This is a genomic window from Listeria sp. MAN/IMW/UF555 (genome assembly GCF_058684075.1).
Genome location: NZ_JBZWZS010000001.1, coordinates 235183 through 249941, shown reverse-complemented (window position 1 = coordinate 249941; position 14759 = coordinate 235183). Strand labels below are relative to the sequence as shown.

Here is a 14759-nt window from a genome sequence, read left to right as displayed (position 1 = left end):
TTCATTCCTCACTTATCGTTTTTTCCGTCTTTCACGACGTTTGATTTCGTTCATTTTATAGTTGATTTTCTTTTTATAATTTGGCTTACCTTTTTGTTTTGCTTTTTTACGCATACCGATTTCGCGCGGATCAGCTGTTTCACGTTTAGCTTCTCGTTTTGCACGGCGATTGCGGTCTTCTAGTGTAACGAATTCTTTATTTTTCCAATCAACATGTTTAAACTCGATACCCATTTTTTCCAGTTGATTTAGGCGATCTTCATCTGCCGGTTCAAATAAAGTAAGTGCAATACCTGAATGTCCTGCACGTCCAGTCCGACCAGTACGGTGAATATAAAAATCGAGATCATCTGGTAATTCATAGTTTACAACATGACTAATTCCTTGAATATCAATACCACGAGCAGCTAAATCTGTCGCAACAACATATTGATAATCTAAGTTTTCGATTTGTTTCATCGTCCGTTTACGTTCACGAGGATTTACATCGCCATGGATTTTCGCTACTTTTAGCCCACGTTCGATTAAACCGTTCGCTACTTCATCAGCAGTTGTTTTTGTATTAGTAAAAACAATCGCTAAATAAGGCTGTGAACCAACTAAAACATTTTTAAGTAAATCAAGTTTATTACGGCTACGAGTTGCCATAATACGATGTTCCACTGTTTTTGAAGCAGCAACTTTTGGTTGAATATGCTCATAACGTGGATTTTCCATATATTTGCTTAAAAATGGTTTTAATTTTTGCGGAATTGTCGCGGAAAAAACAAGCATTTGTAAATTAGCAGGCATTTTTCCAGCAATATGGTCGACATCGTTTAAGAAGCCCATATCAAGCGTCATATCTGCTTCATCAATAACTAATGTTTTAGCAGTATGAACAAATAAGGCTTGTTCGCGAATTAAGTCATTAATACGACCTGGTGTTCCAACAATAATTTGTGGTTGTTTTTTCAGTTTATCAATTGCACGTTGTTTATCCGTACCACCAATAACGAGTTGAACAGCGATTTCTTTTTCACTAAATTTCGTTACTTTGCGAATTTCATTATAAATTTGAGTAGCAAGCTCGCGACTTGGTGCCGTAATAACCGCTTGTACTGCATCTTTTTCAGGATTCACATTGTTAATAATTGGCAAAATAAAAGTATGGGTTTTCCCTGTACCAGTTTGAGATTGGCCAATGATACTTTCACCTTTTAAAATGCCTGGGATTAGCTTTTGTTGTACTTCTGTTGGCTCATAGAATCCTAATTTATCTATTGCAAGTCCAATAAAAGGTTGAAAGCCAAATTGGTCAAACCTTGATTTCTTCGTCATAAAATATTTCCACTCCGTTCTATACCTAGTAGCCATTATAGCACATATTAGGTCATTCGTGCGCGCGATAAGACAACTTTGTTGAAACTTATATCTACAATAAATATTTTTTATATAGTATAAATAGATTAGCTAATAGCTAGCCTTTGGTTATTACATACAGAAAAGAAAAAGAGAGCAGGACAATAATTGTCCTATTCTCTTCATTTTAATATAAGTAAAACTATTCAAATCAATGAAAACAGCTACCAAACAATTTAATAGATAAAAATATAAATATTAAAAATCAATAATTTTATCTAGCTTATTTTCCCATTCAACAAAAGCTTCATTTAAAAAAGTCGAAGGTTTCAATTCTCCAATAAATTTACCATATGCAATTATTTTATTATCTTCAGAAACTGATTTTCTACTTTGATTAATAAAAGTATTTACTTCTTTTTCTTTTTTTCGTATGTTTTCAACAATTTCCCACTGCTTTTTAGTAATTTGAGGATTATTCTTTCTTACGTCCATAACAGAGGTCATTGCACATTGAGCTCGATAATTGATTAAATTCAGAATTGGGTTTCGGCCATTTTCGTTCCAATCAATTTCATATTGAATAACTTCTCTTGCGTATATAAATATTTGGGAGGGTAAAAGCAAAATCCAGAACTTCTCAAAATCTTCTTTTGTTTTATGAAAGGATTCTAGAATTTCAAAGAAATATTTCTTTCCATTAATTTCTAAATAACCACTTACAGGATAACCATCCCAGTCAGAAATAAAGAGTAATTGAGTCGTTTTTATGGATTTATTCAACTATTTTCCTCCTTTATATACACCTCGATTAATCATCATTAATTAACAAAATTGGAAAGGATCCGTATTGACCTCTGAAACAATAAATTCTGCTTCATAATCTAAAATTTTAGCTTGTTCTTCCATTTTGTTTTTCAAGTAGCCTTTCATTACTTTTTCAATATTATGTCCAGCATCAATAGTTGGTAAATTAATAGCTAGTAAATCATGAGCTGTATGATAATAAACATCTCCTGTAATGAAAACATCGGCGCCTGTAGCTTTTGCTTGGTGAATAAATTTATTTCCATCCCCACCAATAATGGCTACCTTTTGGACGTTAGCTTTTAAATCTCCGACAAAACGAACATTATCAATTGCGAAAGCTGTTTTTAGTTTATCAATAAAAGAAACCATACTAATTTTTTTAGGTAAAGTTCCGACTCGACCAAGTCCTTCTTTGTAAGTCTGTGTTTCGAGTGTATATACATCGATTGCTGGTTCCTCATATGGATGAGCAATTTTCACAGCTTTTGTGATTGTTTCAGTTAAATATTGAGGGAAAATCGCTTCTATTTTAACTTCAGGAATAGAAGTTAAAGATTCTTTTTCGCCGATAGTCGGATTTGCGTCTGTACCTGGTTTAAATGAACCAATTCCAGTTGTATGGAAAGTACATTCTGTATAATTTGTGCCTATTTGTCCTGCCCCATTATTTACAAGTGCTAAACGGACAGATTCTAGTTCATTTTCCGGGACATAAACAGCAATTTTGCAATAAGGTTCTGTGTAAGTTTCCTCAATCATCGTAGTATCTTGCAAATGAAGTAAATCAGCTAAAATATCATTCACTCCGCCTTGAGCAATATCTAAATTCGTATGAGCAGCAAAAACGGTAATATCGTGCTTAATAAGTTTTTTGATCATTTTACCTTGTTTCGTTGTTGTATCAATGTGTTGTGTTGGACGGTATAAGAACGGATGGTGCGCGATTATTAAATCCACTCTTTTTTCAATCGCTTCATCCACTACTTCTTCTAATACGTCTAAGGTAAACATAACTTTTCTTACTTTTTTGGATAAATCTCCTACTTGAAGGCCGATTGGATCGCCTTCCATTGCTAATTTTTTAGGAGCAATTTTTTCCATTATTGCGGTATATTCATAACCATTTGCGACTTTCATTTTAGCACATCCTCTACTAATGAGATTTTATGTTCTAATTCGCGAATTTTCGCTTGATTTTCATCTGATATTGGTTGATTACTGGAGATAGTTTGGATAATATTTTGCCATGTATTAGCTTCATGACGCCATTTGCTTTTGAATATAGCTGATTGTTCTTTTAATAGGCAAGGACCGAAAAAGATTTCTTGTTTTGTCCAAGTAATTTCTTTTTCAGAAGGCTCAAGAACGATGATTTCATATATTTTATTATCTTCACGCAAAATAGCTTCTGAAGAAATTAACCAATTATTTTTTTCGGACCATTCTCTAAGTTGCCACGCTGCAATATTTGGCTGCAATATCAGTTTGCTTACTCCAGCAAGTTTTTCAGCGCCTTCCTCTAAAATTGTACGAATTAATGTACCACCCATCCCAGCGATAACTATAGTATCAATTTTGTCATCTTTTTCAATAACCTCTAAACCATTTCCTTTTCTTACATCGATTTGATCAGTTAAGCCAGAAGTCCGTACTTGTTTTTGCGCAGACTTAAAAGGACCATCGACAACTTCACCAGCGACTGCGAAAGTAGCTGTTTTATTTTTGATTGCAAAGCATGGTAAATACGCGTGATCGCTACCGATGTCAGCAATTCGTTCGTTTGTTTTTATGTAAGAAGCTACTTTTTCGAGTCGCTTCGATAGTTGTTCCTCGTTCATTTGATTCCCTGCTTTCCTTTTCATTAAAAAGGCAGGAGAACATTTTGTCCTCCTGCCCGGTTGTGCATTATTCCAGGAAGTCTTTTAATTGTTTGCTTCGGCTTGGATGACGTAATTTACGTAAAGCTTTTGCTTCGATTTGACGAATCCGTTCACGAGTTACGCCAAACACACGGCCAACTTCTTCTAAAGTGCGCGTACGACCATCATCAAGACCAAAACGTAAGCGAAGAACATTTTCTTCCCGGTCTGTTAATGTATCAAGCACATCTTCAAGTTGTTCTTTTAGTAATTCATAAGCTGCATGATCGGATGGTGAAGTCGCATCTTGGTCTTCAATAAAATCACCAAGGTGTGAATCGTCTTCTTCGCCGATTGGTGTTTCAAGTGAAACTGGTTCTTGAGCGATTTTTAGAATTTCCCGAACTTTTTCAGTTGGTAGGTCCATTTCTTCCCCAATTTCTTCTGGTGAAGGATCGCGCCCTAAATCTTGTAGCAATGAACGTTGCACACGAATTAATTTGTTAATTGTTTCTACCATATGCACCGGAATACGGATTGTTCTAGCTTGGTCCGCAATCGCACGGGTTATCGCTTGACGAATCCACCATGTTGCATAGGTACTGAATTTAAATCCTTTGTTAAAGTCGAATTTTTCAACGGCTTTCATTAGTCCCATGTTACCTTCTTGAATCAAATCTAGGAATAACATACCTCGACCGACATAACGTTTTGCAATACTTACTACAAGGCGTAGGTTGGCTTCTGCAAGACGACCTTTTGCTTCAATGTCACCAGCTTCAATGCGTTTCGCTAAAGCTATTTCTTCATCGGCAGTAAGTAAGTCTACTCGACCAATTTCTTTTAGATACATGCGCACTGGGTCATTAATTTTAACACCTGGTGGCACACTCATATCTGTTAAATCAAAGGATTCGGTTTCTTCTTTTACAAGTTCTGTTTCATCTGGATCCTCGTCGTCTGCATCGTCAGAAACTTCAATGCCTGCTTCACCGACATGTTCTAAATACTCATCCATTTGATCGGAATCTAAAGTGAATGGAGCTAATCTGGCAGCGATTTTTGCATAAGTTAAAATCCCCTTTTTCTTACCTTCTTCTATCAGGGCTTCTTTTACTTGCTCAACATTAAGTTCAGCAACTGGTTTTGTGTTTTGTGTTTTATCACTCATAACTGCCTGTATTCCTCCTTCCAAAATGCCGCTAACCTTATTAAAAGGCTTCTCTTAGGTAATAATACCATCATTTAGCGGTTTTAAAACGTTATTAATCCAATTGACCGCTATTTAACTTACGGTTGAGTTGGACGATTTCAAGCATCACGCGAATTTCATTTTCTTTGTCGTTTTCACGATTAAAAGCCGCTAGTTGTTGCTCGAGTTCTTTCTTTGCTTGTTCTAATTTAAAACGTTTGAGACTTTTAATGTAGTCTTCAAACTGTGTTTTACCTTGTTCATCTGGACTAATAACCATTTCTAGGCTGCTTATAAGTCCTTTCATTCCTGCATCTGGTACGCTATCCATAAACTTATGTGGATCTGCATCGTTACCTTCAGCAAAATAGCCAATTAAATAGGTATAGAGTGCTTGATAGTTATCATGATAAAATTCTGTATCACCTAGAAGTTGTTTAATCAAAAGAAAACTATCCCGATTTTCCATCATTGCTTTCATGAGTTGCTGTTCTGCAGTAGTGTGTGCAGATAATTTCTGAGTTGGTTGCTCAAAGGAAAAGAGCATCTCTGAGTCTTCTTGCGGAATCATCCCCATAAAAGAATCATCTATTGGTGGTTCATTATAGCTTTGGTTTTGTCGTTCTTTGTGTGTGTTCTTTAGCGATTGTTGCAGTTGTTGTTTTAAAGTTTCAATAGTTAATTCAAATTCATCTGCTAGTTGCTTTAAGTATAATTCTCGTTCAACAGCTTGATCAAGCTTAGCAATTTCGCGTAAACAGTCATCGATATAAGCGATTTGATCTGTTTCGTTTTGCAAATTACGTTCTTTGCGTAAATAGTTGATTTTAAAAGCTGTCCAAGTCATTCGTTGCTGTTTGTAGATTTCTTTGAATTTATCTGCACCACTTGCTCTAATGAAGTCATCTGGATCTTTTCCTGCTGGGAGTTGCAAAACAAAAACATCTAAACGATTACGCTCAACTAAAAGCGTTCCTGCTTTATACGCTGCTTCAATTCCAGCTCGGTCCCCGTCGTAACAAATAATTGCACGATTTGTAAGACGCTTAATTAAATCAGCATGTTCTTCCGTTAAGCTTGTTCCCATCGAAGCAACCGCATTTTGAACGCCGGCTTCTTCTGCGGAAATGACATCCATAAAGCCTTCCATAAGCGTGATTTCTTCTTGTTTTCTAATAGCCTGTCTTGCCTCTGAAAAATGAAATAAAGTTCGTCTTTTATTAAAAATAGGTGTTTCAGGACTATTTAAATATTTTGGTCCATCGTTACGGTCAAACAAACGACCAGAAAAAGCATTAATTTGACCACGATCATTCGTAATTGGAAACATAATTCTATTACGAAAACGGTCAACCATTTGCCCATCATCACGTTCAGATAAAAGCCCAGCCGTGCCAGCCAGTTGCAAATCCATCCCTCTTTTTTCAAGAAAAGAAGTGATTGTGGCATGATGGTTTGGCGCAAATCCAATTTGGAAGGATGCCATCATTTGTTCCGACATACCTCGTTCCTTCAAATACGTTAAAGCAGCTGCCCCTTCTTCTGTTTCCATCAAAATATAATGATAGAGTTTGGCTGTAAGTTGATGCATTTCAACCATTTTGGCTGTTTCAGAAGTTTCTTTTGGCAAATTGCTTGTATCACGTTCTTCTGGAAGTTCAATATCGACGTCTAAATGACTCATATCCGCGACTTTTTTGACAGATTCTACAAACGTTAGCCCATCATGTTCCATTAGAAATGAAAAGACATTTCCTCCTTTACCACAACCAAAACAATGAAAAATTTGTTTTTCTGGTGATACAGAGAAGGAAGGCGTTTTTTCGCCGTGGAATGGACATAAGCCAGAATAGTTACGACCTTGTTTTTTTAATTGGACATAATTACCAATAATATCGACTATATCCGCTTGATTCCGGACTTGATCTATTACTTCTTCAGGAATCCGCGCCATCTTGACAGTCAACTCCTATTTACTTATTTTTGAAAAATGTAGTCATCCGGTCTTTGAAAAGCACACGATCTTGATCGCTCATTGCTTTAGGACCTTTGCTATATTTGCCTTGTTGCCTTTCTTTGGCATGTCTATAGCGAATATCTAACATTAATGACATTTCTTCTTCTCGGTAAAGTTCGCCCCGATTCGAAAAGACATACGTACCTTTTGCAAGTAGAATGCTAGCAAGGCCAATATCTTGCGTTACGATAATATCACCTTTGTTTGCTAAATTCATCATTCGCATATCCGCTGATTCTTTGCCAGTATCTACAAAAATCCAATTTTCTCCGTTTGTATTTACAGAGTAATGGTTAAAAGAAGCCACAAAAATAACGTCTAACTGAAATTGTTCGGCGACTTGTTTTATTTCTGCTTTTACCGGGCAAGCATCGGCATCAACTAAAATTTTTGGCACATATTCCATCCTCTCTTAAAATCTATGAAGGCAAGTTAAAAAACGAGTTTTTAACCCGTTTTTTTAATATTATTCGTAGATTTGGCTTTTTCACACGCGAATTTAGATTATACGGGAAGTAACTAATTTTTACAAGCAGTTTTTCCCGTATAATATATATATTCGCCATAAAAAGCAAAAGTCCTTCTTATAATTCTAAATTTTCATCAACAATTTCACCAATGTGGATTAAAATCTCGTTTGCAGTCTCTTCAATGGCTTTATTAGTCACATCTAACACGAAACAATTTAATTTACTGGCTAGTTTATTAAAAATCGCTAATTCTTCATCAATTCGTTGATTACTTGCATAAGTACCAGCACCAGGTAAGCCAATCGAAATTAAACGCTCTTGTCTAATTTTCGTTAATTTTTGTTTACTAATTTTTAGACCAATTATTTTTTTAGGGTCAATTTCAAAAAGTTCATCTGGGATTTGTGCTTCTGGAACGATTGGAATATTGACGATTTTTAAACCTTTAAGCGCCAAATATTGCGATAAAGGAGTTTTTGAGGTTCTTGAAATACCAATTAATACATAATCCGCTTGCAAAATGCCTCTTGGATTACGACCATCGTCATTCTCTACGGCAAATTCGATTGCGGCTACTTTATTGAAATAAGCTTCATCCATCGAACGAACGCGGCCAGGTTCAGAAAGTGGTTTAATCTTGTAGGTTTCTTCTAACTGATTTAAAAGCGGCCCAAATAAGTCAATAATCGGTACGCCGAAAGCTTGAGCAGTTTTATTAAGCTCTTCACGGACGCTTTCGAGTACAATGGTGTGCACGATTATGCCATTGTTCACTGCCACTAGGTCAACAATTTCTTCAATCATGTGAGAAGAATCGACGTGGTGAAAACGATGGATAAACTTCGGTGTTTGACCAAATTGACTAAGTGCTGCTCTTGTCACGAGTTCGGCCGTTTCTCCTGTTGAATCGGAAACCACGTATACGGCTGGTTGAGTCATACATACTTCCTCCTCTTTGCTCAAAATCTTACTTTTATTTTACATTAATTTCATCCATTTGAGCAAATTCTTTAATAAAGCTTGCTAGTTCGAATAAAAGCGCAAGACGATTGTTTTTTAGTTCATCGTTATCAGTCATCACTAGCGTATTATCGAAATAGCCATCAATTGTTGTACGTAAATCAGCAAATGCTTTAAGTCTATCAACAATTGTTAAACCAGCATAATCATATTTTAGTTTTTCTAATTTATCGAATAGCTCTTGTTCGTATTCATTTTCAAATAAGTTCGGATCCACTTCTACGCCATCTTCGTATTTTTTAGAAATTTTAACTACTCGTGTTAAAGCTTCGATAGTTGGACGGAACCACTCTGCATCCGCATGTTTATTTAAGATTTGAGCACGATCAATCAGTTGCGGAATCACATTTGGATCTCCGCCGATAACAGCGTCAATAATATCATGACGAATATGATGCCCTTGTAAAATAACACGTAGACGATTTTTCAAGAAGGTCTGCACTTCTTTTTTCACATCTGCACTTGGTAATTCAGTAGCACCTTCTGCACGTTCCATGTCCACTATACGTGAAATAACTTCAAGCATTGGAATGTCCCAACCATTTGCTTGGATAATACGCATCGCCCCAAAGGCACTACGACGTAAACCAAATGGATCAGCAGAGCCAGTTGGTACAATATTTACACAGAAGAAGCCAATTAATGTTTCTAATTTATCCGCAATTGCGATAAGGGAACCTAGGTCTGTTTGCGGTAAAACGCCTTCTGCTGAACTTGGTAAATAATGTTCGCGAATAGCTGTTGCGATTGCTGGTTTTTCACCTTGTAATAAGGCGTATTTTTCGCCCATTAAACCTTGTAGTTCCGGGAATTCACCAACGATATTAGTTACTAAATCAAATTTATAAATATTTGTTAAGCGGATAATGTCTTGTTTATCTTCTTCTTGCCAATTTAAGTAATCAGCAAGCATCAATGCCACTTTTTGCACACGTTTCATTTTTTCTGTCAAAGTACCTAATTTTTCATGGAAAACGATATTTTGTAATTTAGCAACTGCTTCGTCAATGGTTATTTTTAAATCTTCTTGATAGAAGAAATCAGCATCTGATAAACGAGCGCGTAGTACTTTTTCGTTTCCTCGTGCCACTGTATCTAGATTTTCATGGTTACCATTACGAACGGTTACAAAATGAGGTAACAATTCTCCTTCTTGGCTGAAAACTGGGAAGTAACGTTGGTGTTCTTTCATTGTCGTAATTAGAACTTCTTCAGGTAGTTCCAAATATTCTTTTTCAAAATTACCCGCTAATACAGTTGGATATTCGACAAGATTAGTTACTTCTTCTAATAAATCGTCATCTTCTCTGATTTGCCAATTTTCCATTGTTTCTAGTTCACGTAATTGTTCTACAATAGCCTGTTTGCGTTCACTAGCATTAACAACGACAAATTGTTCTAATAATGCATGTGGATAGTCGCTCGGTTGATTGATTGTAGCTGTTTTTCCTAAGAAACGATGACCACGAGATGTATTACTAGTTGAGACACCAGTGATTTCAAATGGGATAATTTCTTCGCCAAACATTGCGATAAGCCATTTGATTGGGCGAATATAACGTAAATCATTACTACCCCAGTGCATGCTTACTGGGAAAGTCATACTCGTTACTACTTTTTCTAGGCTTGGAAGTAACGCAGTTGTTTTTTCGCCGATTACTTCTTTTTTAATATAAATATATTCCACACCTTTAATTTCGCGGAAAGTTAAATCTTCTGGTGCTACTTTTTGACTTTTGGCGAATCCTAATGCAGCTTTCGACCAGTTACCTTCGTCGTCTAGAGCGATTTTTTTGGCAGGGCCTTTTGCTTCTTCCACACGATTAGCTTGTTCTTCAGCCATTTCTTCTACTAGGACAGTTAAACGTCTTGGTGTAGAATAAGTTTTAATTTCTTTAAATTCGATTTGGTTGTCTTTTAACCAATCTGTCACTCGTTTTTCCAGTTGTAATACAGAGCTAGTCACATACTTCGCTGGCATTTCTTCTAAACCAATTTCTAATAAAAAGTCTTTACTCATGACGTTTTCCTCCCTCTTCTTTGACTAATGGGAAGCCAAGTTTTTCTCGTGATTCATAAAATGTTTTGGCGATACGTCTTGCTAAGTTTCTGATACGACCGATATACTGTGCGCGTTCAGTTACTGAAACAACGCCGCGAGCATCTAGTAAGTTAAAGGTATGCGAACATTTTAATACATAGTCATACGCTGGGAAAACTAGTCCTTCTTGCATTTGACGAGCTGCTTCTCTTTCATATGTGTCAAAAAGAGTTAATAGCATATCTGTATTAGAAGTTTCAAAGGCATATTTGGAGTTTTCGAATTCTGCTTGGAAGAAAATATCGCGATAGCTAATACCATCTGTCCATTCTAAATCAAATACATTTTCTTTATCTTGAATATAACTTGCTAAACGTTCCACACCATAAGTAATTTCAGATGTAACAGGGAAACATTCTAAGCCGCCTACTTGTTGGAAATAAGTAAATTGAGTGATTTCCATCCCATCTAACCATACTTCCCATCCAAGTCCTGCGCATCCTAACGAAGGGTTTTCCCAGTTATCTTCCACAAAACGAATATCATGTTCTAACGGGTTAATTCCTAATTTTTCTAATGAGCCAAGATAAAGCTCTTGAATGTTGTCAGGAGAAGGTTTCATCACTACTTGAAATTGATGATGTTGGAATAATCTGTTTGGGTTTTCTCCGTAACGGCCATCTGCTGGACGACGAGAAGGCTCCACATAACCTGCTTTCCAAGGTTCTGGACCAATTGCTTTTAAGAAAGTATAAGGGCTCATTGTACCGGCACCTTTTTCCACATCATACGATTGCAACATAATACAACCTTGTTCGGACCAATAATCTTGTAACGTTCTAATCATTGTTTGTAAATTCATTGCTTCCACCTCCAAAATAATTCAGCCAATATAAAAACTCTCGTCTCTATATGCTGATTTAAAGCATATAGGGACGAGAGTTATCTCGCGGTTCCACCCTATTTGGAATTTAAACAATTCCCACCTTGATTTCGCTGTACTCCAGAACGCCTTCACAAAAAGTTAAATATCCGGCTCACACCACACCCGAACTCGCTAAAAATAGAGCTTTTTGTTACTATTTTCCTTCAATGTACCTATTAGTTGATATATTAAAAGATACTGTATTTTTGCGAAAAAGTCAATCATCGCTATCTTTTTTTAACATATTTTCCCATTTATTCATATCACGTAAAAATTTCCTGCTTTTTAAATATAAACCAGAATATTCGTCGTAATAAGTATCAATAGCTTTTTGGAGCCATTCTTTTGTTTCTTGTTTCACATCAATATTGCCTAATCGGTCTAATTGAAATATAAAAAATAGCCTTAAAAGTTTTACTACATTTTCCGGTAAATGCATCCGGTAGCGGTCTTTATCAAAGCAGCGATGGCAAATAATTCCGTTACTTCTTGTTGAAAAATCAAAATGTCCTGTCGTCTCCCCGCAAATAGCGCATTTATCCATAGTTGGGTAAAGTCCTAACACAGGTAACATTTTCATTTCATAAATTTGGGTTAGAATTTGCGGATCATATCCTTCATCAATGTCACGTAAAATTTGAAAAGTTAGCTCATATAAATATGGATTTGGCTGGCGTTCTTCGGTTGCTTTATCCAATAACTCGCATACATAAGTGGCATAAGCCGTCATAAAAATATCTTGTTGAATGGAAGAAAAATTTTCGATAACTTCTCCTTGTTGAAGCGTACCAAGCCCGTTTCCTCCAAAAAAAGTGAAGTATCCATTTGTAAATAATTGTGTTACAGCAGCTAATCTACTTTTGGTTTTTTTTGCGCCACGAGCAACCACACCAATTTTTCCAAATTCACGCGTATACATGCGGACTATTTTATCTGATTCACGATAACTCGTCTGTCGTATCACGATTCCTTCGCATTTTTCCATGTGGCAACCCTCCTTTTTCATTCTTTTTATTATAACATTTTCTAAACGATTGTGTCTTTTTATATTTTTTACTATCTTTCCGCGACTTGCTATTGTAAAATAGAGAAAAAGGCAAGAAAGAAAGGATTTTTTATTCTATGGATATGTTACTTATATTATTGATCAGCTTGTTTATACTCACATTCATAGGTGTAGTTGTGGGAATTATTTTGCTTATTGTTAGAAAGGAAAGATGGGCCGGCATTATTGTCGCTGGATTATCATTTGGTATTGGTTTTTATGTATTGTTAGCTGGGTTAAACTTAGCAACAGTTAGTTTACTTCAAGGCTTTAATAATCCATTTTCTTTTTACGGTGGTAGTGGTACCGATGTTTATACTAATGATTATGCAGAAAGCTACGACGAAGATTATTATAATGATTATACGGATGTAGATTATGGTGAGCCTGTTGTTTTAGAAAATGACAGCACTATAACTGTTTATAAACCTGAAGTGTCTCAAAAGAATGATGGTTATGATATTTATAAAGTCAAAGTGAAATTTGAAAATACGGGTACTGACCCTCTTCCGTTTTATTCAGAGGATGTCTCGCTGTACGATGATGCAGCGGAAGATTATGGACAACAAATTACCGAAGATAGTTTCAATGGGGATGTTCAGCCAGGCGAAACAAAAGAGTTAACACTTTATTATGAAGTATATAATTTTGGTCCGTATAGTATAGAGTATGACAATTATAGCTGGACTGAATAAATAAAAAGCATCTGGTGCACAAATTTGTGTGCCAGATGCTTTTTTATTAATATTCTTCGCGATCAAAACCATAATCATGTAAATAATGTTCTTTGTCACGCCAATTTTTTTGAACTTTTACCCAAATTTCTAAGAATACTTTGGAACCGAGCAAACTTTCAATTTCTTTCCTTGCTCGCATACCAATTTGCTTAAGCATTTGGCCTTGTTTACCAATAATAATGCCTTTTTGTGTACTTCTCTCCACAATAATAGTTGCATTAATAGTTAGTTTTTCTGTTTTAGGATTTTTTTCAATGCCTTCAATAACTACAGCAACAGAATGCGGTACTTCTTCACGCGTTAATTGTAAAACTTGCTCACGAATTAGTTCAGAAATAATAAAGCGTTCTGGATGATCGGTAATTTGATCTTTTGGATAATACATTGGGCCGATTTCAAGGTTAGCATTCGTTTGTTCTAATAAATTAGGAACATTGTTTCCCTCGAGCGCAGAAATCGGAATTATTTCTTCAAAATCCATAAGTTCCCGGTACTGTTCAATAAGTTTTATTAAATCTTCTGGGGAAATTAAGTCAATTTTATTAATTAAAAGAAATACAGGCGTTTGGACGTTTTTAAGCTTTTCAATGATAAATTCATCCCCGCGGCCAAAACCGGTGGAAGCGTCGATAACAAAATAAATCAAGTCTACTTCTTGAAATGTGTTTAAGGCGATTTTTACCATAAAGTCGCCTAATTTATGTTTTGGTTTATGTATTCCTGGTGTATCGATGAAAATAATTTGTGATTCGTCTGTTGTAAATACGCCTTGAACTTTATTTCTAGTTGTTTGCGCTTTATCACTCATAATCGCAATTTTTTGACCAATAATATGGTTTAATAAAGTTGATTTACCAACGTTCGGTCGCCCAACTATAGCGACAAATCCTGATTTAAATGGTTCACTCATAACATATCCTCCGATGTGAATGCGCCTGGTAAAAGGTCTTTCACAGTTACCGTCGCTGTTTTTCCTGTTAAGTTTGTTAAAATTACTGGCATATCTGGCGCACAAAATTCACTAATAACTTGTCTGCATGCCCCGCAAGGCGATACAGGTCCCTCTGTATCTGCTACTACAACTAATTGTTTAAAATCTCTTTTTCCTTCAGATACAGCTTTGAAAATTGCTGTCCGTTCAGCACAGTTTGTTAAGCCGAAAGAAGCATTTTCGATATTACAACCTAACACGACTTCATCATCTTTCGTTACAAGAGCTGCTCCAACTGGAAATTTCGAGTAAGGAACATACGCAAATTCTCTTGCTTGTTTAGCGAGTGAGATAAAATTATTTTCTTTCAT

General features: G+C 35.9%; 14 protein-coding genes and 1 other annotated feature. Of the genes, 1 reads left to right on the top strand and 13 read right to left on the bottom strand.

Features of this window, described 5'->3' with window-relative positions; all coding sequences use genetic code 11:
• Nucleotides 1–12: 12 nt before the first annotated feature.
• The 11 genes from cshB to recO all read right to left on the bottom strand — a co-directional run bounded on the left by cshB (nt 13) and on the right by recO (nt 12660).
• The gene (gene cshB, locus AC4PG8_RS01185) at nt 13–1320 is read right to left on the bottom strand and encodes a DEAD-box ATP-dependent RNA helicase CshB (protein WP_003766896.1); all 1308 of its coding nucleotides are present in this window, start codon (nt 1318–1320) and stop codon (nt 13–15) included.
• A gap of 279 nt (nt 1321–1599) precedes the next feature.
• On the bottom strand, nt 1600–2124 hold the full coding sequence (locus AC4PG8_RS01180; protein WP_185539902.1) for a hypothetical protein: 525 nt from the start codon (nt 2122–2124) through the stop codon (nt 1600–1602).
• 42 nt (nt 2125–2166) lie between these two features.
• Nucleotides 2167–3288 (bottom strand): Nif3-like dinuclear metal center hexameric protein, encoded by a 1122-nt coding sequence (locus AC4PG8_RS01175; RefSeq protein ID WP_033533029.1) that lies wholly within the window; start codon nt 3286–3288, stop codon nt 2167–2169.
• Nucleotides 3285–3989, bottom strand: a complete 705-nt coding sequence (locus AC4PG8_RS01170) for a tRNA (adenine(22)-N(1))-methyltransferase (protein ID WP_185561332.1) — start codon at nt 3987–3989, stop codon at nt 3285–3287. Before AC4PG8_RS01170 ends, AC4PG8_RS01175 begins: the two co-directional genes overlap by 4 nt.
• A gap of 67 nt (nt 3990–4056) precedes the next feature.
• The gene (rpoD, locus tag AC4PG8_RS01165) at nt 4057–5181 is read right to left on the bottom strand and encodes an RNA polymerase sigma factor RpoD (protein ID WP_003730430.1); all 1125 of its coding nucleotides are present in this window, start codon (nt 5179–5181) and stop codon (nt 4057–4059) included.
• A gap of 94 nt (nt 5182–5275) precedes the next feature.
• Nucleotides 5276–7156: a DNA primase gene (gene dnaG / locus AC4PG8_RS01160; protein WP_185482079.1), complete on the bottom strand. Its 1881-nt coding sequence runs from the start codon at nt 7154–7156 to the stop codon at nt 5276–5278.
• A gap of 19 nt (nt 7157–7175) precedes the next feature.
• Complete coding sequence (locus AC4PG8_RS01155; protein ID WP_003762282.1) at nt 7176–7616, bottom strand: YaiI/YqxD family protein; 441 nt, start codon at nt 7614–7616, stop codon at nt 7176–7178.
• A gap of 187 nt (nt 7617–7803) precedes the next feature.
• Complete coding sequence (locus AC4PG8_RS01150; protein WP_003721963.1) at nt 7804–8628, bottom strand: pyruvate, water dikinase regulatory protein; 825 nt, start codon at nt 8626–8628, stop codon at nt 7804–7806.
• A 34-nt stretch (nt 8629–8662) separates the two neighbouring features.
• The gene (gene glyS / locus AC4PG8_RS01145) at nt 8663–10729 is read right to left on the bottom strand and encodes a glycine--tRNA ligase subunit beta (RefSeq protein WP_003762284.1); all 2067 of its coding nucleotides are present in this window, start codon (nt 10727–10729) and stop codon (nt 8663–8665) included.
• Nucleotides 10722–11612: a glycine--tRNA ligase subunit alpha gene (glyQ, locus tag AC4PG8_RS01140; RefSeq protein ID WP_185504902.1), complete on the bottom strand. Its 891-nt coding sequence runs from the start codon at nt 11610–11612 to the stop codon at nt 10722–10724. The genes glyS and glyQ overlap by 8 nt, the downstream gene beginning before the upstream one ends.
• Before the next feature lie 66 nt (nt 11613–11678).
• Nucleotides 11679–11852, bottom strand: a binding site (T-box leader).
• Nucleotides 11853–11892: 40 nt separating this feature from the next.
• Nucleotides 11893–12660 carry a DNA repair protein RecO gene (recO, locus tag AC4PG8_RS01135; RefSeq protein WP_160463840.1) on the bottom strand — a complete coding sequence of 256 codons (768 nt, stop codon included), beginning with the start codon at nt 12658–12660 and terminating at the stop codon, nt 11893–11895.
• A 137-nt stretch (nt 12661–12797) separates the two neighbouring features.
• On the opposite strand from recO, the gene AC4PG8_RS01130 reads away from it, so the two are divergent.
• Nucleotides 12798–13415: a DUF4352 domain-containing protein gene (locus AC4PG8_RS01130; protein WP_160463839.1), complete on the top strand. Its 618-nt coding sequence runs from the start codon at nt 12798–12800 to the stop codon at nt 13413–13415.
• A 46-nt stretch (nt 13416–13461) separates the two neighbouring features.
• On the opposite strand, the gene era is transcribed toward AC4PG8_RS01130, so the two are convergent.
• Complete coding sequence (gene era / locus AC4PG8_RS01125) at nt 13462–14367, bottom strand: GTPase Era (RefSeq protein WP_003762292.1); 906 nt, start codon at nt 14365–14367, stop codon at nt 13462–13464.
• The gene (locus AC4PG8_RS01120; protein ID WP_003762294.1) at nt 14364–14759 is read right to left on the bottom strand and encodes a cytidine deaminase; all 396 of its coding nucleotides are present in this window, start codon (nt 14757–14759) and stop codon (nt 14364–14366) included. The genes era and AC4PG8_RS01120 overlap by 4 nt, the downstream gene beginning before the upstream one ends.